This window comes from Achromobacter sp. SD115, from assembly GCF_017355315.1.
Taxonomy (GTDB): domain Bacteria; phylum Pseudomonadota; class Gammaproteobacteria; order Burkholderiales; family Burkholderiaceae_B; genus Achromobacter; species Achromobacter xylosoxidans_B.
In genome coordinates this window covers 1-22,317 of record NZ_JADIJM010000036.1, presented here as the reverse complement: position 1 = coordinate 22,317, position 22,317 = coordinate 1, and the positions used below count along the sequence as shown (strand labels likewise).

Here is a 22,317-nt window from a genome sequence, read left to right as displayed (position 1 = left end):
GGCAGATGCCGATAGGCATCGCCAATGACGCAGCCGCGGGCCGCGCACCCCTGTGATACGCTGCGCCCGATCCCGCGTTGTTCCCAGCCCACGACCGCCATGTCCACCCTGAAGCGAGCCCTAGCGATACTTGACCTCTTCAGCCTCGAAACCCCGGTGCTGTCGGCGGAAGAGATCATTTCGCGCCTGTCGTATTCGGCGCCCACGGGCTACCGCTACATCCGCGACCTGACGGACCTGGGCTATCTGCTGCGTGTGACCGGCGAGGGCTACAAGCTGGGGCCGCGCATCATCGAACTGGATCACCTCATCATCGACGGCGATCCGGTGCTGGGCGTGGCGCGCCCGATCATGCGCGAGGTGGTGGACCAGGTGGGCGGCGATGTGCTGCTCAGCGTGATCCACGGCCTGCGCATCCTCAACATCCATCACGAGCGCGGACCCGACGAACTGGGCATTCCGCACGGCCGCGGCCGCGCCCATCCGCTGTTTCGCGGTGCCACGGCCAAGACCATCGTGGCGTACCTGCCGCGCAAGGACCAGCGCCGCCTGTACGAAGCGCATGCCGACGAGATCCGCCAGCTGGGCCTGGGGGAGACGCAGGCCGAGTTCAGCGGCAAGCTGGACCAGATCCGGGTGCAGGGCTTTTATCTGGGAGTCGGCGAGATCTCGCCGGAGCGGGCGGGCATCGCGGTGCCGGTGTTCCAGGAAGACCGGCGCGTGTTCGGCGCGCTGACCGTCACCTTCCTGGCGGCCCGGCTCAACACCATTGCGCAGGACAAGACCACGGCCTTGCTGCAGTCGGCGGCCCGCCGCATCGAATCGCTGGCGCTGGCCACGCGCATGAAGGAACAAGCCCCCGCGCCATGAGCGCGAGGGCTTGCGTGTCAATCCGCCGCGGTCGTGGCGGCATGCGGCGGGATCAGCCTACTGCTGCGCGGCGCGCGTCGGCGATCCCACAGCCTGGAACAGCGCCGCCGTTTCGGTCAGGCGTGCATTGGCGTACTCGATCTCGCGCAGGCGGGCCGCCACGTAATGCTGCTCGGCGGCATACTCGGTGTAAGGCGCCAACGCGCCCAGCCGCACGCGGCTGGCGGTGTTGCGGTAGGACTGCTCCGCAGCGCGGCGCGAAGCCTCGGCCGAGGCCAGCGCCTGCCCGTCGGCGTCCAGTCGCGATAGCGTGTCGGCCACGTCGCGGAAAGCCGTCAGCACGGTCTGCTTGTATTGCAACAGTGCGGCCTCGTAGCGTTCCTTGGCCGCGCTGCGCTCGGCCAGCAGCGCGCCGCCATGGAAGATGGGCTGTGTGAGCGACGCGCCGATCGCCCAGATGGCGCCCGCGCCCGACATTGCCGCCGGCCAGTTGAAGCCGCTTTTGCCCATGGACGCGGACAGGGACAAACTGGGGAACAACTGCGCGGTGGCCACGCCCACGTCGGCCGCGGCCGCCTGCACCACCGCATCGGCGAACAGGATGTCCGGGCGCGCCGCCAGCAGTTCGGACGGCACCACCACCGGCACCTGTTGCGGCACGGCCAGCATGCCGAAAGCCAGGTCGGGCGGAGCCTGATCGGGGTTGCGGCCCAGCAGCACCGCCAACGCATGGCGCGTGGCATGCCAGCTTGCGCGCAGGCCGGGCAGGGACGCTTCCAGCGTGGCGGCGTCCTGGTCCGCGTCCAGCGCATCGTTCTGCGAGGCCGAACCCAGTTCATAGCGCCGCTGCGTATCGCGCGCCACCTGTCGCGCCAGCACCACCTGCTTTTCGGTCAGCGCCACGCGTTCCGCCAGCGCCGCCGCGGAGATGGCGCCGGTGACGATATTGCTGGCGAGCGAACGGCGGGCCGACTCCAGCTGGAAAGCCTGCTGTTCGACCTGGGCCGCCAGCGAAGCGTTGGCGAAGCGCGCCGCGCCGAACAGGTCCAGGTCGTACTTGGCGTGGACCTGGCCGGTGAAGACGTTGTATTGCGCGGTCGGTTCGGGCAGGTTCGGCATGGTCAGCGCGCGCCGGCGGGAGACGTCGGCGCCCGCGTCGACCGAGGGCAGCAGGGACGAATTCACCTGGCCGCGCAATTGCTCGCGCGCGCCGGCCAGGTTGCGTTCGGCGGCGGCTAAGTCCGGGCTGTTGGCCAAACCTTCGGCCACCAGCGCATTCAGCGCCTCGGAGCCGTAGCGCTTCCACCATTCCGGCACGGGCCGCGCGCCTTGTTCGAAGCGCTGCGCCACGCCCTGGGCGGTGGCGCTCGCGGCGGGCGTGGCTTCGACGCCGTACTGCGCCGGTTGCGCAACGGCGGGCGGCTTGCTGCTGGGAGCAAAGGCGCAGGCGCCCAGCGCCAGCGTCAAGGGCAAGGCGGCCAGGCGTAAAGACAGTCTGTTCATCGTCATGCTCCCCGTTCCACCGTGTCGCCGGCGTGGGCGCCGGGCGGCACGCCCTCGGGCTCGTCGCGTTCGTCGTGGCGCACGCGGAACCACGCCGCATACAAGGCCGGCAGGAAGAACAGCGTCAGCACGGTGGCGATGGTGATGCCGCCCATCAGGGCCGTGGCCATCGGGCCGAAGAAGTTGCTGCGCAACAGCGGAATCAGGGCCAGCACGGCGGCTGCGGCCGTCAGGGTGATCGGCCGGAAACGCCTCACGGTGGCGCCGACGATGGCATCCACGCGCTTGTGGCCGGCGCCGATGTCCTGCTCGATCTGGTCCACCAGGATGACCGAGTTGCGCATGATGATGCCGAACATCGCAATCACGCCCAGCATGGCCACGAAGCCGAACGGTTTGCCGAACAGCAGCAGCGCCGCGACCACGCCTATCAGTCCCAGCGGCGCGGTCAGCACCACCATCAGCACGCGGGCGAAGCTCTGCAGCTGCAGCATCAGCAGGGTCAGCACGGCCACCGCCATCAGCGGCATCTGCGCGTTGATGGAAGACTGGCCCTTGGCGCTTTCCTCTACCGGGCCGCCTACCTCGATGCGGTAGCCGACGGGCAATTCGGCGCGCAGGGTCTTGAGCTTGGCGTCGATGGCGTGGGTGACGTCTATGCCTTGCGCGCCTGCGTTGACGTCCGCCTGCACCGTGATGGTGGGCTGGCGGTCGCGTTCCCAGATGACCCCATACTCCAGGTCGTAGCGCACGTGTCCCAGGCTGCCCAGCGGCACCGCGCCGTTGGGCGTGGGCATGGCCAGGGTGGCCAGGCGCGCGGGATCGATCCGTTCTTCCTGCGGCGCGCGCAGGCTGACGGTGATAAGTTTGTCGCGTTCGCGGTACTGCGTGACCGCGTAGCCCGACAGCGTCATGGCCAGGAAGTCCGAGATGTCGCTGGAACTGACGCCCAGTTCGCGCGCCTTCTGCTGATCGATCTCGAAGCGCACCGAACGTTCGGACGGTTCGTCCCAGTCGAACTGCACATTGGTCGAGCGTGGATCGGCGCGGACCTCGGCGGCCACTTTCTCGGCCACCGCGCGCACCTCGGCGATCTTGTCGCCGCTGACGCGGAACTGCACCTGGAAGCCCACTGGCGGGCCGTTTTCCAGGCGCGACAATCGGCTGCGGATGGCCGGGAACTGCTCGCGCAGCACGGGCTGCAGCCACTGGGCCAGCTTTTCGCGGTCCTCGACGGAATGCGTGGTGATGACCAGCTGGGCGAAGTTCGGGGTGGCGAGCTGCTGGTCCAGCGGCAGGTAGAAGCGCGGTGCGCCGGTGCCGACGAAGCTGACCGAGTGGTCGATTTCGGGACGGCCTTCCAGCGCCTTCTCCAACCGTTCGACCTGGCGCAGCGTGGATGCGAATGACGCGCCTTCCTGCAGGCGCACGTCCACCAGCAGTTCGCTGCGGTCTGAGCTGGGGAAGAATTGCTGCGGCACGAAGCGGAAGCAGGCCATGGCCACCACGAACACCAGCACCGTGCCGCCCAACACCAGGTAGCGGCGGTCCACGCACCAGCCCACCCAGCCGCGCAGGCGCTGGTAGAAGCGGGTGTCGTAGATGTCGTGCTCGTGGTCGTCGGGCAGATGGGCTTCGCGCTTGCGTTCCGGCAGCATGCGGTAGCCCAGCAGCGGAATCAGCACCACGGCGGCGAACCAGGAGGTGATCAGCGCGATGGCGGACACCTGGAAGATGGAACGCGTGTATTCGCCCGTGCTGGACTTGGCCAGCGCGATCGGCAGAAAGCCCGCCACCGTGACCAGCGTGCCGGTCAGCATGGGAAAGGCGGTACTGGTATAGGCAAACGCCGCCGCGCGCGCCCGGCTCCAGCCCTGTTCGAGCTTCACGGCCATCATTTCGACCGCGATGATGGCGTCGTCCACCAGCAGGCCCAGCGCCAGCACCAGCGTACCCAGCGAGACCTTGTGCAGGCCGATGCCGAACATGTCCATGAACAGCGCCGTGACCGCCAGCACCACCGGGATCGAGATGACCACCACCATGCCGGTGCGGAAACCGAGAGACACCAGGCTGACGGCCAGCACGATGGCGACGGCCTCGGCCACCGAGCGCAGGAAGTCGTCGACCGAGCGCGACACCGCCTGCGGCATGCTGGAGACCTCCTTCAGCGTCAGGCCGGCCGGCAGCTGGGCCTTGAGCTCATCGAACTTGGCGCCCAAGGCGCGGCCCAGATGCACCACGTCGCGCCCCGGTTGCATGGTGATGCCTATGCCCAGCACCGGGCTGCCGCCCAGCCGCATCTGTTCGATCACCGGATCTTCGTAGCCGCGGCGGATGGTGGCGATGTCACCCAGCCGGATCGATTTGCCGTTGATCCGGATCAGCGTGTCGGCCAGGGCCCGGCTGTTGGCGTACTGGCCGCTGGGCCGCACGAAGATGCGGTCGTCGGCGGTGGTCAGCGTGCCGGCGCCGGCGACGGCGTTCTGGCTGTTGATGGCCTGGGCGATCTGCTGCGGCGATACGCCCAGCCGCGTCAGTTGGGTGTTGGAGATTTCTACATAGATGTGCTCGGGCTGGTCGCCGAAGTAGTCCACCTTGGCCACGCCTGGCACGCGCAGCAGCACGGTGCGCAGCCTGTCGGCGTAGTCGTGCAGCTGGGCCGGCGAAAAGCCGTCGCCCTGCAGCGTGTAGATGTTGGTGTAGACGTCGCCGAACTCGTCGTTGAAGAAGGGACCCTGTACGCCGGGGGGCAGCGTGGCCGAGATGTCGCCGACCTTCTTGCGCACCTGGTACCACTGTTCGGCCACGGTGCTGGCGGGCGCGGAATCCTTCATGGTGTAGAAGATCAGCGATTCGCCGGGCCGCGAATAGCTGCGCATGAAGTCGGTGTTGGGGGCTTCCTGCAGCTTCTTGGCGATGCGGTCGGTGACCTGTTCCTGCACCTGCTGCGCGGTGGCGCCGGGCCAGAGGGTCTTGATGACCATGACGCGGAAGGTGAAGGGCGGATCTTCCGATTGCGCCAGCTTCGAGTACGACAGCACGCCGAACAGCGTGATCAGCGTGATGATGAAGATGACCAGGGGCTGGTGCCGCAACGCCCAGGCGGACAGGTTGAAGCGGCCTTCTTCGTGGCGCTGCGCCGGGGTCGGAGCGTCGTGTTGCGGGCCGCTCATGAGGCGAAATCCTCGGGATGCAGTGGCGGCACGGCGCGGACTTTTTCGCCGGCGGCCACGGTGTGCACGCCTTGCCACACCACGCGTTCGCCCGCCTGCAAGCCCTTGGACAGGGTGACGGTGCGGGCGTCGTAGCGCAGCACTTCGACGGGGCGCAGTTCCAGGGTGTCCGCGTCCGGCTTGACGATCCATACCGCGGGCGCGGGGCCGTCATGGAACAGCGCGGTGGCCGGCACGGTGTAGGTCGTCAGGCTTTCGGCGGCGCGGTTGTCGAAGCTGATGTTGGCCGTCATGCCCAGGCGCACATCAGCGCCCGGCGCCTCCAGCGTGAGCTTGGCGCGGTACGTGCGGCTTTGCGGATCCGCGGCCGGCGCGATCTCGCGCAGCACGGCGGTAAACGTCTGGCCGGGCAGGGGGCCGAGCGTGACGTTGGCGCGCTGGCCGATGGCCAGGCCCGCCAGCACGCTTTCCGGCACGTCGCAGATGGCGTCGATATCGCCCGACCAGGCCAGGTTGTAGACCGGATCGCCCGCGGCCACGTTCTGCCCGGTGTCCGCCTGCTCCGCGGTGATGACGCCGGCATGGTCGGCCTGCAGCGTGGTGTATTTCAACTGATCGGTCGCCAGCGCCGCCTGCTGTTGCGCCTGGTCGCGTTGCGCCAGCGCGGCGGCGTAGGCGTTGCGGGTCTGCTCCAGCTGGGTTGCGGCGATCAGGTTTTCGCGCGCCTGGGCGCGGTCGCGGTCCAGCTGCTGGCGGGCGTAGTCCAGCTGGTGCTGGGCCGCCGTCAACTGCGCGCGGGCGCTGGCCGCGTTCTTGGCGGCGTCGGCCGGATCCAGTTTGGCGACGATCTGTCCGGGGGTGACGGTATCGCCCAGCCGGACCTGGCGCTCGATGATCTTGCCGCCCACGCGGAACGACAGCGGCGTGCTGTAGCGCGCCTGCACTTCGCCCGGCAGGGTCCAGGCCGGCAGGCGCTCATCCGCCTGGGCGGGCATGGCGACCACGGGACGCGGCGCGGCCGGCGGCGCTTCGTTGCGGCCGCAGGCGGCGAGCAGCAAGGCAATGGCCGCGGCGGCCGGCAGCGACAGCAGGCGCGGCCATTGGCGGGAGCGGGAGGGAGGCGGCGCCGCGTCGGCGGCAAGGTTGTGCGCGGCAGGGCGCGCGCAAGGGCCAGGGCAATTCACGTAACACCTCGCGGCGCTGAAAGTGGCGGAAACGGGCCGGATCCGGCCCCGTACGGCCTGGATTCTAATACAGGTATGAATTCGGATTCAATGTTGAATCTGAAATGCTGGCCAGTGCTAAACTCGCGCCATGTCAAAAGTCCGCCTTACGCGAGAGCAAAGCCGTGATCAGACGCGTCAGCGTCTGCTCGACGCTGCGCAATCGATCTTTGTAGCGAAAGGGTTTGTGGCGACCAGCGTGGAGGACATCGCCGAGCAGGCGGGCTACACGCGCGGGGCCTTCTATTCCAACTTCAGCAGCAAGTCCGAACTGTTCCTGCAGTTGCTCAGACGCGACCACGAAACCGTGATGAACGACATGCGCGCCATCTTCGAGGAAGGGGCCTCGCGCCCGCAAATGGAAGCGCGCGTGCTGGAGCACTATTCCACGCACTTCCATCAGAACGACTGTTTCCTGCTGTGGATGGAAGGCAAGCTGCAAGCGGTGCGCGATCCCGATTTCCGTGTGGGCTTCCTGGCGTGCATGCGGGAATTGCGCGCCGCCGTCACGGACTACGTGCGGCAGTTCTCGGCCCGGGTCGGCACGCCGCTGCGCATGCCGGCCGAACAGATGGCGCTGGGCCTGCTGGCCTTGTCGGACGGCATGCAGTTCAACTATGCCTTCGATCCGCAGGCCGTCACGCCGGAAATGACCGAGGCGGTGCTGGCCGGTTTCTTCCGCAGCGTGGTCTTCGGCGAACCCAAGCCCGAATAACGCGGCCCGCGCCTGGCCTCAGGCCAGCAGTTCCGAGATTTCGATGAGATTCAGATCCGGGTCGCGCAGGTAGACCGAGCGGATCTTGCCGGTGGCGCCGGTGCGCGGCACTGGCCCTTCGATGATGCGGGCGCCTGCGCGGTTCAGCTGGGCGATCACTTCCTCCAGGGGACGGTCGGCGATGAAGCACAGGTCCAGCGCGCCCGGCACGGGCAGGTGGGCCTTGGGTTCGAATTCGCGCCCGCGCACGTGCAGATTGATCTTCTGGTTGCCGAAGCGCAGCGCCTGGCGGCCCTCGCCAAAGGTCTCCAGGCGCATGCCCAGGATCCGGGTGTAGAAGTCCACCGTGGCGTCGGGGTCGGTGCAGGTCAGGACCAGATGGTCCAGGTGATCGATCATGGGATATCTCTCCTGAGGCCGGCCCGGCTTGAGGTTTCAGATTGTCAGACGGCCCGTGGCCGTGATAGTAATACTTGCGGCGCGGCCGGACTGAGGGGGGCCGCCGCCGGAATTTCCAACCCTTGGGCGAAAGGAGAGGCAGCATGACTTCAGAAACCCGACCATCCACCATCAATCGCCCAGTGTTTTTCCCAGCGGCCGTGTTCACGCTGCTGCTGGTCGGATTCGCGATCCTGGCGCCCAAGGCGGCGCAAAGCCTGTTCGAGTCCGTGCAGGGCTGGATACTGGGCAATGCCAGCTGGTTCTACATCCTGGTCGTGGCCATCATCCTGCTTGCAGTGGTGTTCCTGGCGGTCAGCCGCTACGGCGACATCAAGCTGGGGCCCGACCACAGCGAGCCCGACTACCGCAATTTCACCTGGTTCGCGATGCTGTTCTCCGCGGGCATGGGGATCGGCCTGATGTTCTTCGGCGTGGCCGAGCCCGTGATGCACTTCATGGCGCCGCCGGTGGGCGAGGGCGGCAGCGTTGCCGCGGCCCGCGAAGCCATGAAGATCACATTCTTCCACTGGGGCCTGCATGCCTGGGCCATCTATGCGGTAGTGGCGCTCATACTGGCTTTTTTCAGCTACCGCCACGGCCTGCCGCTGACCCTGCGTTCGGCGCTTTATCCCCTGATCGGCAATCGCATCCATGGCCCCATCGGGCATGCCGTGGACATCTTCGCCATCATTGGCACGGTGCTGGGCGTGGCCACATCGCTGGGCTTGGGCGTGGCGCAAATCAACAGCGGGCTCAACCACCTGTTCGGCGTTCCGGTGGGCGTGACGGCGCAGATCATCCTGATCGTGGTGACCTGCGGCCTGGCGACCCTGTCGGTGGCCAGCGGCCTGGACAAGGGCATCCGCATCCTGTCCGAGACCAACCTGGTGCTGGCGGCGGTGCTGCTGCTGTTTGTGCTGGTGGTCGGTCCCACGGTGTTCCTGTTCCAGACCTTTGTGCAGAACACCGGCGCCTATCTGTCGGACATCGTCAACAAGACCTTCAATCTCTACGCCTACGAACCCACCGACTGGATCGGCGGCTGGACGCTGTTCTACTGGGGCTGGTGGATCGCCTGGTCGCCCTTCGTGGGCCTGTTCATCGCACGCATCTCGCGCGGCCGCACCATCCGCGAATTCGTCACTGGCGTGCTGCTGGTGCCGGCCGGCTTCACCCTGTTCTGGATGACGGTGTTCGGCGATACCGCCATCCACATGATCCTGGTCGATAAGGTGCAGGGTCTGGCGGAAGTGGTGCAGGCCGATTCTTCCCTGGCGCTGTTCGCTTTTCTCGAGCAACTGCCGTGGAGCGGGGTGCTGTCCGTCATCGCGATCGCCATGGTGGCCGTGTTCTTCGTCACTTCGGCCGACTCGGGCGCGCTGGTGGTGGACTTGCTGGCGTCCGGCGGCTCGGACCGCACGCCTGTGTGGCAACGCATCTTCTGGTCGCTGCTGATGGGAGCGGTGGCGATCGCGCTGCTGCTGGCCGATGGGCTGACCGCGCTGCAGACCGCCACCATCGCCAGCGCCTTGCCGTTTTCGGTGATCCTGCTGCTATCCCTGTGGGGCTTGTTCAAGGCGCTGAAGCTGGACGCCACCAAGCGCGGCATCCGCTACCAGTCGTTGACGCTGTCGCGCCCCACGCGCGGCGGGCAGTCATGGGAGCGGCGCTTGCGCAACATGGTCATGATGCCGCGCCGCGCCCATGTGCAGCGCTTCATCGGCGACGTGGTGCGGCCCGCGCTGGAAGACGTGGCGGACGAGCTGCGCAAGCAGGGCTATGAAGTGGCAGTGCGCGAACACGGCAATGACGAGGGCGTGATCATGGAAGTCTCGCATGGCGAGCACCTGGACTTTTCCTATGCGGTACAGCCTGAAGCCTTCGTGCGTCCCAGCCTGACGCCGGAAGAGGCCGCCGACGAGGAGGAGCGCAAGTACTTCCGCGCCGAGGTCCATCTGCGCGAAGGCGGGCAGGATTACGACATCATGGGCTGGAGCCGCGACGCCGTCATCGGCGACATCCTGGACCAGTACGAACGCCACCGCCACTACCTGCACATGGTGCGGACCTAGCGTCCTGCCCCGCACTCCCCGAAACCGCCAGCTTGCTGGCGGTTTTTTTATGCCCACACGCCGCGCAGGGGCTTGCACGCCATAGTCCGGCGCTATGCCAGTAATTGGATTAACCCTTTTGACGAAATGCCCGATATCGTAGATTATCCAAGAATATTCTTTGATAAATAGCGAGTCGATCATGAAGGCGAATTCAGGAGCGTGGGCCGTTGGGGCCGTGGCGCTGGCAGTGGCGCTGGCGGGCGGCGGGCTGTACTGGAAGTACGGCGGCGCGCAGCAACAGGGCGGCTGGGCCATGGCGCCGGCCAAAGTTGCGGTGGCCACCGCCCGGCAGGCGGATTTCCCCGTGACCCTGAGCGGCATCGGTTCGCTGGAGGCGTCGCGCCAGGTGCAGGTGGCGGCTGAAGTGGACGGCCGGGTCGATCGGATCCTGTTCGCGTCGGGCGCGCAGGTCCAGGCCGGCCAGTTGCTGGTGCAATTGAACGATGCTCCCGAGCAGGGCGAGCTGGCCAGGCTGCAGGCCCAGGCGCGCAACGCGCGCGCCTTGCTGGAGCGCACCCGCCGCCTGCTGCCGCAGCAAGCCGCCACGCGTGAACAGCTGGACCAGGCACAGGCCGACTACGACCAGGCCGCGGGCGATATCAAGCGGGTACAGGCGTTGATTGAACAGAAGCGCGTCAAGGCGCCGTTTGACGGCGTGCTGGGCGTGCGCCGGGTGAATCTGGGGCAGTTCGCCCGCGCCGGCGATGCGCTGGTGTCGTTGACCGACGCCTCCGCCATGTACGCCAACATCACCCTGCCCGAGCAGGCCATGGGCGCGCTGCGCGCGGGCCAGCCGGTGACCGTAACGGTGGATGCCCATGCCGGACGCGTCTTCGAAGGCAAGATCACCACGGTGGAGCCCCAGGTCGACGCGGGTTCGCGTACCGTGCGCGTACAGGCGACCCTGCCCAATGCCGACGGCGCCCTGGTGGCCGGCATGTACGCCCAGGGCCAGATCGGCCTGCCCGCGCGTCCCGGCGTGATCACCGTGCCGGAAACCGCGGTCAGCTACAGCGCCTACGGCGATTCGGTCTATGTGGTGACGCCGCCCAAGGAGGGCGGACAAGCCGGCACGACGGTGCGCCAAGCCTATGTGAAGACGGCGGAACGCGTGCGCGGCCGCGTCGTCGTGACCGAAGGACTGCAGGCGGGCGAGCAGGTCGTGACTTCGGGCCAGCTGCGCCTGCATAACGGCGCGGCGGTCGAGGTCGGCGCCGAGGACACCGTGGCGCTGGACGCCGCGCAGCAGACCCTGGCGCAGGTCCGGTGAGAGCGCGGAGCAGAACATGAAATTCACCGATCTCTTCGTGCGCCGGCCCGTGCTGGCGCTGGTGGTCAGCACCCTGATCCTGCTGCTGGGCATCAAGTCCCTGAGCGGCCTGCCGGTGCGGCAGTATCCGCTGACCGAAAGCACCACCATCACCATCACCACCCAGTATCCGGGCGCTTCGCCCGACCTGATGCAGGGTTTCGTCACCCAGCCCATCGCGCAATCCGTGGCCACGGTGGAAGGCATCGACTACCTGTCCTCCTCCTCGACCCAGGGCCGCAGCGTGATCACGGTGCGGATGAAGCTGAACGCCGATTCCAACAAGGCCATGACCGAGGTGATGGCCAAGGTCAACGAGGTCAAGTACCGCTTGCCGCAGGACGTCTACGACCCGGTGCTGGTCAAGTCCGCCGGCGAGGCGACCGCCGTGGCTTATGTGGGCTTCTCCAGCAGCACCTTGTCCCTGGCCGCCTTGACCGACTATCTGTCGCGGGTGGTGCAGCCGCAGCTGTCGTCCATCGACGGCGTGGCCAGCGTGGAACTCTACGGCGGGCAGAAGCTCGCCATGCGGGTATGGCTGGACCCCAACCGGATGGCGGCGCGCGGCATTTCCGCGGGCGAGCTGGCCGACGCGCTGCGCGACAACAACGTGCAGGCGGCGCCGGGACAGGCCAAGGGCCTGTATGTGGTGTCCAACATCCAGGTCAACACGGACTTGGTCAACGTCGCGGAATTCCGCGACATGGTGGTCAAGCGCGAGGGCGACGCGATCGTGCGCCTGGGCGACGTGGCCACGGTGGAACTGGGCGCCGCGTCCACCGATTCCAGCGGCCTGATGGATGGCGAGCCGGCGGTGTACTTCGGGCTGAACGCCACGCCGGTGGGCAATCCCCTGGTGATCGTCAAGCGCCTGAACGAGCTGCTTCCCAACATCAAGCAGAACCTGCCGCCGGGCACCAGCGTGCAGGTGCCGTTCGAACTGGCCCGCTTCATCAGCGCGTCCATCGACGGCGTGGTGCAGACGCTGATCGAGGCCATCGCCATCGTGGTGGTGGTGATCTTCCTGTGCCTGGGCTCCCTGCGCGCCGTGCTGATCCCGGTGCTGACCATTCCCCTGTCCATGCTGGGAGGGGCGGCCATCATGGCGCTGTTCGGCTTCAGCGTGAACCTGCTGACCTTGCTGGCCATGGTGCTGGCCATCGGCCTGGTGGTGGACGATGCCATCGTCGTGGTCGAAAACGTGCACCGCCACATCGAAGAGGGCAAGTCGCCGGTGCGCGCCGCCCTCATCGGCGCGCGCGAAGTGGCGGGTCCGGTGATCGCGATGACCATCACGCTGGCGGCGGTCTACGCGCCCATCGGCCTGATGGGCGGGCTTACCGGCTCGCTCTTCAAGGAATTCGCCTTCACCCTGGCGGGCTCCGTGGTGGTGTCGGGCGTCATCGCGCTGACCTTGTCGCCCGTGATGAGCTCGTTCCTGCTGAACAGCCGCGTGTCCGAGGGCTGGATGGCGCGCCGCGCCGAACATTTCTTTGAAGGCCTGGGGAACGCCTATGGCCGCGTGCTCGACGTATCGCTGCATCATCGCTGGGTGACCGGCCTGATCGCCGTGGCGGTGCTGGCCAGCCTGCCGTTCCTGTACAACGCCGCGCAAAGCGAGCTGGCGCCGGTCGAGGACCAATCCACCGTGCTGACCGCGATCAAGTCGCCGCAGCACGCCAACATCGACTATGTGGAGAAGTTTGGCCGCAAATGGGACGACGTGATGAAGACCCTGCCTGAACAGCAGGGGCGCTGGCTGATCAACGGTTCCGACGGCGTGTCCAACAGCATTGGCGGCGTGGACTTCGTGTCCTGGGAAAAGCGCCACCGTTCGGCCGACCAGATCCAGGCCGACATGCAGGCCATGGCGAACCAGGTCGAAGGCAGCAACATCTTCGCCTTCCAGCTGCCGTCCCTGCCCGGTTCCACCGGCGGGCTGCCGGTGCAGATGACTCTCATGAGCGCCTCGGACTATCCGGTGGTCTACGAGGCCATGGAAGGCCTGAAGAAGGCGGCGCGCGAAAGCGGCTTGTTCATGGTGGTCGACAGCGACCTGGACTACAACAATCCGGTGGTGCAGCTGAAGGTGGATCGCGCCAAGGCCAACAGCCTGGGCGTCACCATGAAGGCCATTGGCGATACGCTGGCCGTGCTGGTGGGCGAGAACTACGTGAACCGCTTCGGCATGGACGGTCGCTCCTATGACGTGATTCCGCAGAGCCTGCGTGAACAGCGCATCTCGCCCGAATCGCTGGCGCGCTACTACGTCAAGAGCGCCAGCGGCGCGCAGGTGCCGCTGTCCAACCTCGTGACCGTGTCCATGGGCGTGGAGCCCAACAAGCTGACCCAGTTCAACCAGCTCAATGCCGCCACCTTCCAGGCCATACCGATGCCGGGCGTCACCATGGGCGACGCGGTGCAGTTCCTGACCGGGCAGGCCAAGTTCCTGCCCGCCGGCTTCAGCTACGACTGGCAGTCGGATGCGCGCCAGTACAGCCAGGAAGGTTCGGCGCTGATGATCACCTTCATCTTCGCCATCATCGTGATCTACCTGGTGCTGGCGGCGCAATACGAGAGCCTGCGCGATCCCTTCATCATCCTGGTGAGCGTGCCCATGTCGATCTGCGGCGCGCTGATCCCGCTGGCGCTGGGCATGGCCACGGTCAACATCTATACCCAGATCGGGCTGGTGACGCTGATCGGCCTGATCAGCAAGCACGGCATCCTGATGGTGGAGTTCGCCAACGAAATGCAGCTCAGCCACGGGCTGGACCGGCGCGCCGCCATGGAGCAGGCCGCCCGCATCCGGTTGCGCCCCATCCTGATGACGACCGCCGCCATGGTCATGGGCCTGATTCCGCTGCTGTTCGCCACCGGCGCGGGCGCGCACAGCCGCTACAGCCTGGGTCTGGTCATCGTGGTGGGCCTGCTGGTCGGCACGCTGTTCACGCTGTTCGTGCTGCCCACCGTCTACACCGTGTTCGCCCGCGACCACCGCGCGGCGCACGACACGCCGCGCGCTCGCGAACTGGCGCTGGCCCAGGCCGAGGACGCCGCAGCGCCCGGTGTCTCGGCCTAGCCCAAGGAAACCATCATGAAGCATCCACAACTTTCCCTACGCTTGCGCCGCGGCGCGACCGTACTGCTGGCCGCGTTGGCCACCGCCGGCTGCGCCGTCGGTCCCGATTACCAGAAACCCCAGGTCGCGCCAGTGACGCTGGCCAGCCCCGAACAGGCCCTGTTCTCCACCGACCAGCTGCAGCGCGACTGGTGGAAGCAATTGCAGGATCCCCAGCTGGACCGGCTGATCGATCTGGCGCTGTCCCGCAACCTGGACATCCGCATTGCGCAGTCGCGCCTGGCCGAATCGCGCGCGGTGCTGGACGAGAAGGAACTGGACCAGCTGCCGGCCGTCACCCTGGGCGGCGGCTATGAGCGCAGCCTGTCGCAGGCCAATGCCGGCGCCAGCGGCCAGCGCAACCTGGCGCAGAGCTACCGGGCGGGCTTCGACGCCACCTGGGAGCTGGACCTGTTCGGGCGTCTGCGCCGGGCGGCCGAGGGCGCGGCCGCCCGCAGCGAGGCGCAGGCCGCGGACCTGGCCCAGACCCGCATCGTGGTGGCGGCCGAAGTGGCGCGCAATTACTTCGAACTGCGCGGCGCCGAACAGCGCCTGGCCGTGGCGCGCGCCAACCTGGAGAGCCAGCGCGACAGCCTGCGCGTGATCCAGGCCATGGTGTCGGCGGGCCGCGGCGACGAAGGCGACCTGGCCAGCGCGCGCGCCGAATTGGAGACCGTGCAGGCCAGCGTGCCGGTGCAGATCGCCGCGCGGCGGCTGGCGCAGTACCGGATCGCGGTGCTGGCGGGCCTGCGTCCGGTGGAGCTGGGCGAACTGGACGCGGGCAAGGCGCTGGCCCCCCTCGATACCCGCCTGCCGATCGGCGATGTGAGCGCCTTGCTGTCGCGCCGCCCTGACGTGCTGGCGGCTGAGCGCGGCATGGCCGCCGCCAACGCCGACGTGGGCGTGGCGACCGCGGAACTGTATCCGCGCATCGACCTGGGCGGATTCCTGGGCTTTGTCGCCTTGCGCGGCGCGGATTTCGGCTCATCGGCCAGCCGCGCGTTCAGCGTGGCGGCCAATGCCAACTGGCCTGCCTTCCACCTGCCCACGGCGCTGGCGCGCAAGCGCGGCGCGGTGGCGCGCGCGGACGGCGCGGTCGCGAGCTATGAGCTGACCGTGCTGCGGGCGGTCGAGGAACTGGAATCGGCGCTGACGGAATACGGCCAGACGCAGCAGCGCCTGGGCAGCCTGGCGCAGGCGGCCGTGCACAGCGGCAGGGCGGCGGAACTGGCGCAGTTACGCTATCGGGAAGGCAGCGCCCCGTATTTGACGGTGCTGGACGCCCAGCGTACGCTTTTGCGCGCCCAGGACGCCGTGGCCGTGGCCGAAACCGAGTCCTACACCCGTCTGATCGCGCTGTACAAGGCGCTGGGAGGCGGATGGGAAGCGCCAGCGGCGGACTCGCAGGCGGCTTCCGGCTGACCGGCAGGCGCGGTTCGTGGCACCATAGGCATACATCCGGAGAATCCACATTCATGTCTGACAGTCCGTCCCATCCCGTCGCCTGGGAACATCAGCCCGCGGATCGCGTGCTCATGGCCTTGAAGACGCGCGGCCCGCAGTCCGTCGCCGTCATTGCCAAGGCGATGGACGTGACCGCCGAGGCCGTGCGTCAGCAGATGACCCGCTTGCATGCGGAAGGACTGGTGGATTCCGAAAGCCATAGCGCGGGCCGGGGCCGGCCCACGCAGATCTGGTTCCTGACCGCCGCCGGACATGGCCGATTTCCCGATACGCACGCCGAAATGACGGTGCAGATGATAGGCGCCATCCGCCAGGCGTTTGGCGAAGATGGCGTCGAAAAGCTGATCGAGGTGCGCGAGGCCGCCATGCTCAACGGCTATCGCCAGGCCATGCAGGGCGCCCGCAGCCTGAAGGAACGGCTGGAGCGGCTGGTGGAAGTCCGCTCCGCCGAAGGCTACATGGCCGAGTTGCGCAAGGATGGCCCGGACTACCTCTTCATCGAGAACCATTGCCCGATCTGTTCCGCGGCAAAGGCCTGTATGGGCTTTTGCCGCAGCGAACTGGAACTCTTCAACAAGGTGCTGGGAGCGGAGGTCCGGGTGCGGCGCGAAGAGCACATCCTCACGGGCGCGCGCCGCTGCGCCTACCGCATCGACAAGGCCGGCTGACCGGTCATGAGCCGGGCTGCTCCCAACCGCCCAGCGCCTTGTACAACTCCACCGCGTTGACCAGCCGGCGCTGCTGCAGCCGGATGAACTCCTGTTCGGACTCGAACAGGCTGCGCTGCGCCTCCAGCATCTCCAGGTAGCTGGCCACGCCGCGTTCGTAGCGCCTTTCGGTCAGGCGCTGGCGGTCGCGGTCGGCGTCGCGCACCTTGCGCTGGGCGTCGATCTGGGCGCGCAGCGTGTCGCGTGCCGACAGCGCGTCGGCCACTTCACGGAAGGCCTGCTGGATGCTGCCTTCGTATTGGGCTACCGCGATGTCCTTGCGCGCCTCCGCCAGCGACAGGTTGGCGCTGTTGCGCCCCGCGTTGAAGATGGGCAGCGTCAGCCTGGGCGCAAAGGTCCAGGTGCCCGTGCCCGAGCCGAACAGATCCGAAAAGCTGCCCGCGGTGCTGCCGATGTCGGTCGTCAGCTGCACCGACGGGAAGAACGCCGCGCGCGCCGCGCCGATGTCGGCATTGGCGGCCCGCAGCGTGTCTTCGGCCTGCCGCAGGTCCGGACGACGGATCAGCAGGGTCGAAGGCAGGCCCGCGGCCAGCGGCGTCAGGCTCTGGTTTTCCAGCGTGACGGCATCGGTGTCGGGCGGTAGCGAAAAGTCGCCCGCCAGCAAGCCCAGCGTGTGGACGGACTGGCGGTATTCCCGGCTCAGTTCGGCATGCGTGGCGCGCGAGGATTCCACCAGCATCTGCGCCGTGCGCAGTCCCACGGCCGTTTCCAGCCCCGCGTCGTGGCGGCGCTGGGTGAGCTTGAGCGAGGCCTCGCGCAGCGCCAGCGTGCTGTCGGTCAGACGTAGCTGCTCGGCCAGCGAACGCTGGTTGAAGTAGGCCGCGGCGGTCTCCGACACCAGCGACAGCGTGGCGGCGCGGTGCGCTTCCTCGCTGGCCAGGTAGCGCGACAGCGCGGCGTCGCTGAGGCTTTTCACGCGGCCGAAGAAATCCAGTTCGAACGCGGCGATGCCGACGGCCGCGCGATAGCGGTCCGCGACCGGCATGCGCGGTTGGCCGGGCTCGGCGCCGCGTCCGCGGCTGAATTCGCCCGTGCCGTCGATGGACGGCAGGCGGTCGGCCTGCTGCACGCCGTACAGCGCCCGGGCTTCCTGGATGCGCAGCGCCGCCACCCGCAGGTTGCGGTTGTTTTCGAGCGCGGCGGCGATCCAGGCCTGCAGCGCCGGGTCGTTGAAGTAGTCGCGCCAATCCTGCGGCACGGCGGCCTGTCCGTCGGCGGCCGGCGTGTCGTAGGCGTGCGGCACGGGCGCGGCCGGGCGTTCATAGGTAGGGGCCAGCGAGCAGCCGGCCAGGGCCAGCGCAAGCAGGGTCATGGCCATAGCCTTCATGGAGTGGTCTCCAGCGTTTCGCGGCCTTGCGGACGCGAGGGGCGCACGCGCATGCCCAGCACGCGGCCCACGATAAGAAAGAAAAGCGGCACCAGGAAGATGGCCAGCACCGTCGCGGTGATGATGCCGCCCAGCACGCCCGTGCCGATTGCGGCTTGGGCGCCCGAGGCCGCGCCAGTGGCCAGAGCCAGGGGCAGCACCCCCACGCCGAAGGCCAGCGAGGTCATCACGATGGGCCGCAGCCGCAGCCTGGCGGCCTCCAGCGTGGCGGACACGATGCCCTGGCCGTCGCGCACCAGGTCCTTGGCCACTTCCACGATCAGGATCGCGTTCTTGGCTGAAAGCCCGATGGTGGCGATGAGGCCCACCTTGAAGTAGATGTCGTTGGGCATGCCGCGCAGCGTCACGCCCAGCACCGCGCCGATCACGCCCAGCGGCACCACCAGGATCACCGCCAGCGGGATGGACCAGCTTTCGTACAGCGCGGCCAAGGCCAGGAACACGACCAGCACCGACAGCGCGAACAGCACGGGCGCCTGGTTGCCGGACAGCCGTTCCTCGTAGGACTGTCCCGACCAGTCGAAGCCGATGCCGCGCGGCAGCTCCGCCGCCAGCGCCTCGATGGCGCGCATGGCTTCGCCGCTGCTGTGTCCGGGGGCCGCCGCGCCGTTGATGGTGAACGAGGGGAAGCCGTTGTAGCGGTTGAGCTGCGGCGGACCCATCGACCAATTCAGGGTGGTGAAGGCCGACAACGGCACCATCTGGCCCTGCAGGTTGCGCACGTGCAGGCGCGACACGTCTGCCATGTCGACGCGGCTCTTGCCGTCGGCCTGCACGGTCACGCGCCGCACCTGGCCATTGAGCATGAAATCGCCGATGTAGTCCGAGCCGTACATCACCGCCAGCGCGGTGTTGATCTCGTCCATCGACACGCCCATGGCCTGGGCCTTGTCGCGGTCGACGCGCAGCTCCAGCTGCGGAGCTTCTTCCTGGCCCGCGAACACCACTTCCGCAAGCGCGGGGTGGCTGGCCGCCGCCGCCAGCAGTTGCTGGCGCGCCTGGGCCAGGGCTTCGTAGCCCAGTCCGCCGCGGTCCTGCAGGCGGAAGTCGAAGCCCGAGGTCGAACCCAGGTCCGGCAGCGGCGGGGAATTCAGCGCGTGCACCATCACGTTCTTGCGGTCGGCGAAGGCGGCGTTGATGCGTTCCACCACGGCGTTCACGTGCAGGTCGGCGGCGCCGCGCTGCTTCCAGTCCTTCAGCGTGACGAAGAACATGGCCGAGTTCGGCCCGCTGCCATAGTTGCTGAAGCCGTTGACCGAATACACGTATTCGACGGGCTCATGCTCCATCATGTAGCGTTCGACGTCCTTCACCATCTCCATGGTCTCGGCTTGCGGCGAGCCCTGGGGCAGGATGACCATGGCCATGAAGCTGCCCTGGTCTTCGTCCGGCAGGAAGGAAGAGGGCAGCCGCGCGAACAGCAATGCCACTGCGGCGATCACGGCCAGATAGGCCAGGCCGAAGCGCACCGGACGGGCCAGCACGCCGGACACCCGCGTCGTGTAGCGCGCGGTCAGGCGCGTGAAGGCCCGGTTGAACCAGCCGAAGAAGCCGCGCTTCTCATGGTGGCCCGCGGCGATGGGCTTGAGCAGGCTGGCGCACAAAGCGGGCGTCAGCGATAGCGCCAGGAAGGCCGAGAAGGCGATCGACACGGCCAGCGTCACGGCGAACTGGCGGTAGATGTTGCCCACCGCGCCGTCGAAGAACGCCATGGGAACGAACACCGACACCAGCACCACCGTGATGCCGACGATGGCGCCGCTGATCTGGCCCATGGCCTTGACCGTGGCTTCGCGCGGCGGCAGGCCTTCCTCGGCCATGATGCGCTCGACGTTCTCCACCACCACGATGGCGTCGTCCACCAGGATGCCGATGGCCAGCACCATGCCGAACATCGTCAGCACGTTGATCGAGTAGCCCAGCCACAGCATCACGCCCAGCGTGCCCAGCAGCGCCACCGGCACCACCAGCGTGGGGATCAGCGTGGCGCGGAAGTTCTGCATGAACAGGTACATCACGCAGAACACCAGGGCCACGGCTTCCAGCAGGGTCATCAGCACCTTCTTGATCGAGATTTCGACGAAGGTGGAGGTCTCGTACGGAATGTCCCAGGTCACGCCCGGCGGGAAATACTGGGCCAGCTCCTGCATGGTGGCGCGGATGCGTTTGGTGGTCTCGACTGCATTTGATCCCGGCGCCAGCTTGATGCCCAGGCCCGTGCCGGTCATGCCGTTCACGCGCGACAGGTACATGTAGTCGGTGCCGCCCAGTTCGACCCGGGCCACGTCCCTCAGGCGCAGGGTGGCGCCATCCGGCTGCGCGCGCAGCGGAATGTTGCCGAACTGCTCGGGCGTGTGCAGGGATTCGCCGGCGACGATGCTGGCGTTCAGCGGGGCGTCCTTGGGCACGGCCTGGTTACCCAGTTCGCCGATGGTGACCCGCGCGTTATGGCTGCGCAGGGCCGAGACGATGTCGCCCGGGGTCAGGGCCATGGCCGTCAGCTTGGCCGGATCCGGCCAGATGCGCATGGCGGCTTCGGCGCCGAAGGATTGCACCTTGCCCACGCCTTCCACGCGGCGCAGGGCCTGCAGCACGTTGGAGGCGGCCAGTTCGCCCAGCTGCATGTCGTCCAGGCCGCCGTCCGACTTCAGCGACACCACCAGCTGGATGTTGTCGGCCGCCTTTTCGACGCGCACGCCGTCGCGGCGCACCGATTCGGGCAGGCGCGGCTCCACCGCCTTCAGGCGGTTCTGCACTTCCACGGCCGCCAGGTCGGGATTGGTGCCCTGCTTGAAGGTCAGGTTGATGCTGGCCCAGCCCGTCGAGTCGCTGCTGGACGAGGTGTACATCAGCCCGGGGGCGCCGTTCATCTCACGTTCGATGATGGCGGTGACGGCCTCTTCGACCACCTTGGCCGAGGCTCCCGGATAGCTGGCGCCGACGTTGACCACCGGCGGGGCGATGTCGGGATACTGCGCCACCGGCAGCGCGCGGATCGACAGCATGCCGACCAGCACGATCAGCAGCGAGATCACCCAGGCGAAGACCGGGCGATCGATAAAAAAACGCGCCATTGCGGTTTATCCTTTTTGGCCCGCGGCGGGCGTCCTTGCCTGGACGCCGGCCTCCGGGTTGCCGGCGGTGGGGGCCTGCGCGCTCGGCGCGGCCCGCTCCACCGGTTTGATTTTCTGGCCCGCCGCCAATTGGGCGGCGTTCTCGATGACGATGCGCTCGCCGCCCGCAAGTCCCTGCGTGACGATCCAGTACGGGCCTTGCAGCCGCTGCGCGGTGACGGCGATCTTCTTCAGCTCTCCGTCCGGGCCGGCGGCCAGCACGTGCGCGCCTTCGGCGTTGCGCAGCAGGGCGTTGCGCGGCACCAGGTAGGTGTCGCGGTTGATCGCCTGCTCCAGCCGCACGCGCACATACATGCCCGGCAGCAGGTCGCGGCCCGGATTCTCGAACAGCGCCCGCATGGTGACGTTGTCCGTGCCCGGATCCACCGCCAGGTCGGCGAACGACAGCGTGCCGCCGCGCCCGTACTCGGAACCGTCGGGCAGCAGCAGCCGCACCCGCACCTGGTCCGGCGCCACGCCTTCCAGGGCTCCGGCGCGGATCTGCTTCTGCAACTGCATCACCTCGGCGGCGGGCTGGGCGAAGTTCACATAGATCGGGTCGATCTGCTGGACCACGGTCAACGGCGTGGCCTGGCCTTCGCCCACCAGCGCGCCTTCGGTGACCAGGGCGCGCCGCGCGCGGCCGTCGATGGGAGAGGTGACCCGCGCGTAATCCAGCTTCAGCTTGGCGCTTTGCAGGTTGGCGCGGGCCAGGGCGACCTCGGCCCGGGCCTGGCGTTCCTGCGCCACGCTTTCGGCGTGGTCGCGTTCGCTGATGGCGCGGTCCGACACCAGGTCGGCGTAGCGGCGCAGCTTGTCGGCGGCGGCGGACAGGTTCGCTTGCGCGCGCGCCAGGTTCGCGGCTTCGGAATCGTAGGCGGCCTGCAAGGGCGCGGGGTCGATCTGGAACAGGGCGGCACCGCGCGCCACGTCCTGGCCTTCCTCATACAGGCGCGCGGTGACGATGCCGGCCACGCGCGCGCGCACCTCGGCCTCGCGGTAGGGCTCCAGCCGGCCCGGCAATTCGGTGGCGACGCTGGTGGGCGTGGCCGCCGCGACGATGACGCCGACTTCGGCGGGCGCCTCGGCGGCTGTTTGGGCTTCCGGCTTCGAGCAACCGGTAATAAGAATTACTACGGAAAAAAGGGCGAGC

The 22,317-nt window shown here is 67.8% G+C and carries 14 protein-coding genes; 7 read left to right on the top strand and 7 right to left on the bottom strand.

Features of this window, described 5'->3' with window-relative positions; all coding sequences use genetic code 11:
* The first annotated feature begins 99 nt into the window (after positions 1-99).
* Positions 100-870: an IclR family transcriptional regulator gene (locus IPU70_RS31010; RefSeq protein WP_207473286.1), complete on the top strand. Its 771-nt coding sequence runs from the start codon at positions 100-102 to the stop codon at positions 868-870.
* A gap of 57 nt (positions 871-927) precedes the next feature.
* Here IPU70_RS31010 and IPU70_RS31005 read toward each other — a convergent pair whose 3' ends face one another.
* From IPU70_RS31005 to IPU70_RS30995, 3 genes are read right to left on the bottom strand one after another with little or no spacing between them, the layout of a single operon-like run.
* Positions 928-2,373 (bottom strand): efflux transporter outer membrane subunit, encoded by a 1,446-nt coding sequence (locus tag IPU70_RS31005; protein WP_207473342.1) that lies wholly within the window; start codon positions 2,371-2,373, stop codon positions 928-930.
* Positions 2,374-2,375: 2 nt separating this feature from the next.
* Positions 2,376-5,549 (bottom strand): efflux RND transporter permease subunit, encoded by a 3,174-nt coding sequence (locus IPU70_RS31000; protein WP_207473278.1) that lies wholly within the window; start codon positions 5,547-5,549, stop codon positions 2,376-2,378.
* A complete protein-coding gene (locus IPU70_RS30995) occupies positions 5,546-6,733 on the bottom strand; it encodes an efflux RND transporter periplasmic adaptor subunit (protein ID WP_207473276.1) in 1,188 nt (395 codons plus the stop codon). The genes IPU70_RS31000 and IPU70_RS30995 overlap by 4 nt, the downstream gene beginning before the upstream one ends.
* 130 nt (positions 6,734-6,863) lie before the next feature.
* Here IPU70_RS30995 and IPU70_RS30990 point away from each other — a divergent pair, with 130 nt between their 5' ends.
* Positions 6,864-7,487, top strand: coding sequence for a TetR/AcrR family transcriptional regulator (locus IPU70_RS30990; RefSeq protein ID WP_013392121.1), 624 nt, complete (start codon positions 6,864-6,866; stop codon positions 7,485-7,487).
* 18 nt (positions 7,488-7,505) lie between these two features.
* Here IPU70_RS30990 and IPU70_RS30985 read toward each other — a convergent pair whose 3' ends face one another.
* Positions 7,506-7,886: a VOC family protein gene (locus IPU70_RS30985; protein WP_013392122.1), complete on the bottom strand. Its 381-nt coding sequence runs from the start codon at positions 7,884-7,886 to the stop codon at positions 7,506-7,508.
* Between the two features lie 143 nt (positions 7,887-8,029).
* Between IPU70_RS30985 and IPU70_RS30980 the strand changes: the two genes are divergently transcribed.
* From IPU70_RS30980 to IPU70_RS30960, 5 genes are all read left to right on the top strand, one after another.
* Positions 8,030-10,000: a choline BCCT transporter BetT gene (locus tag IPU70_RS30980; RefSeq protein ID WP_207473274.1), complete on the top strand. Its 1,971-nt coding sequence runs from the start codon at positions 8,030-8,032 to the stop codon at positions 9,998-10,000.
* Between the two features lie 181 nt (positions 10,001-10,181).
* On the top strand, positions 10,182-11,312 hold the full coding sequence (locus IPU70_RS30975; protein WP_207473272.1) for an efflux RND transporter periplasmic adaptor subunit: 1,131 nt from the start codon (positions 10,182-10,184) through the stop codon (positions 11,310-11,312).
* A 16-nt stretch (positions 11,313-11,328) separates the two neighbouring features.
* A complete protein-coding gene (locus IPU70_RS30970) occupies positions 11,329-14,433 on the top strand; it encodes a MexW/MexI family multidrug efflux RND transporter permease subunit (protein WP_207473269.1) in 3,105 nt (1,034 codons plus the stop codon).
* A 15-nt stretch (positions 14,434-14,448) separates the two neighbouring features.
* Positions 14,449-15,894: an efflux transporter outer membrane subunit gene (locus IPU70_RS30965; protein WP_207473267.1), complete on the top strand. Its 1,446-nt coding sequence runs from the start codon at positions 14,449-14,451 to the stop codon at positions 15,892-15,894.
* Between the two features lie 53 nt (positions 15,895-15,947).
* A complete protein-coding gene (locus IPU70_RS30960; RefSeq protein WP_207473264.1) occupies positions 15,948-16,604 on the top strand; it encodes a metalloregulator ArsR/SmtB family transcription factor in 657 nt (218 codons plus the stop codon).
* A gap of 4 nt (positions 16,605-16,608) precedes the next feature.
* On the opposite strand, the gene oprZ is transcribed toward IPU70_RS30960, so the two are convergent.
* The 3 genes from oprZ to IPU70_RS30945 all read right to left on the bottom strand — a co-directional run.
* Entirely contained in the window at positions 16,609-17,991 is a 1,383-nt protein-coding gene (oprZ, locus tag IPU70_RS30955) for a multidrug efflux RND transporter outer membrane subunit OprZ (RefSeq protein ID WP_207473262.1), read from the bottom strand.
* Positions 17,988-21,125: a multidrug efflux RND transporter permease subunit gene (locus tag IPU70_RS30950; protein ID WP_207473254.1), complete on the bottom strand. Its 3,138-nt coding sequence runs from the start codon at positions 21,123-21,125 to the stop codon at positions 17,988-17,990. The genes oprZ and IPU70_RS30950 overlap by 4 nt, the downstream gene beginning before the upstream one ends.
* A 6-nt stretch (positions 21,126-21,131) precedes the next feature.
* Positions 21,132-22,317 (bottom strand): MexX/AxyX family multidrug efflux RND transporter periplasmic adaptor subunit (locus IPU70_RS30945; RefSeq protein WP_207473252.1); only part of this gene is annotated, 1,186 nt, incomplete at its 5' end.

Excerpts from the sequence above, each read along its gene's own strand:
- IPU70_RS30950 (WP_207473254.1), bottom strand. The coding sequence starts at position 21,125 with ATGGCGCGTTTTTTTATCGATCGCCCGGTCTTCGCCTGGGTGATCTCG.
- IPU70_RS30970 (WP_207473269.1), top strand. The coding sequence starts at position 11,329 with ATGAAATTCACCGATCTCTTCGTGCGCCGGCCCGTGCTGGCGCTGGTG.
- IPU70_RS30980 (WP_207473274.1), top strand. The coding sequence starts at position 8,030 with ATGACTTCAGAAACCCGACCATCCACCATCAATCGCCCAGTGTTTTTC.
- oprZ (WP_207473262.1), bottom strand. The coding sequence starts at position 17,991 with ATGAAGGCTATGGCCATGACCCTGCTTGCGCTGGCCCTGGCCGGCTGC.
- IPU70_RS31010 (WP_207473286.1), top strand. The coding sequence starts at position 100 with ATGTCCACCCTGAAGCGAGCCCTAGCGATACTTGACCTCTTCAGCCTC.
- IPU70_RS31000 (WP_207473278.1), bottom strand. The coding sequence starts at position 5,549 with ATGAGCGGCCCGCAACACGACGCTCCGACCCCGGCGCAGCGCCACGAA.
- IPU70_RS30985 (WP_013392122.1), bottom strand. The coding sequence starts at position 7,886 with ATGATCGATCACCTGGACCATCTGGTCCTGACCTGCACCGACCCCGAC.
- IPU70_RS30965 (WP_207473267.1), top strand. The coding sequence starts at position 14,449 with ATGAAGCATCCACAACTTTCCCTACGCTTGCGCCGCGGCGCGACCGTA.
- IPU70_RS30960 (WP_207473264.1), top strand. The coding sequence starts at position 15,948 with ATGTCTGACAGTCCGTCCCATCCCGTCGCCTGGGAACATCAGCCCGCG.
- IPU70_RS30990 (WP_013392121.1), top strand. The coding sequence starts at position 6,864 with ATGTCAAAAGTCCGCCTTACGCGAGAGCAAAGCCGTGATCAGACGCGT.
- IPU70_RS30975 (WP_207473272.1), top strand. The coding sequence starts at position 10,182 with ATGAAGGCGAATTCAGGAGCGTGGGCCGTTGGGGCCGTGGCGCTGGCA.
- IPU70_RS31005 (WP_207473342.1), bottom strand. The coding sequence starts at position 2,373 with ATGAACAGACTGTCTTTACGCCTGGCCGCCTTGCCCTTGACGCTGGCG.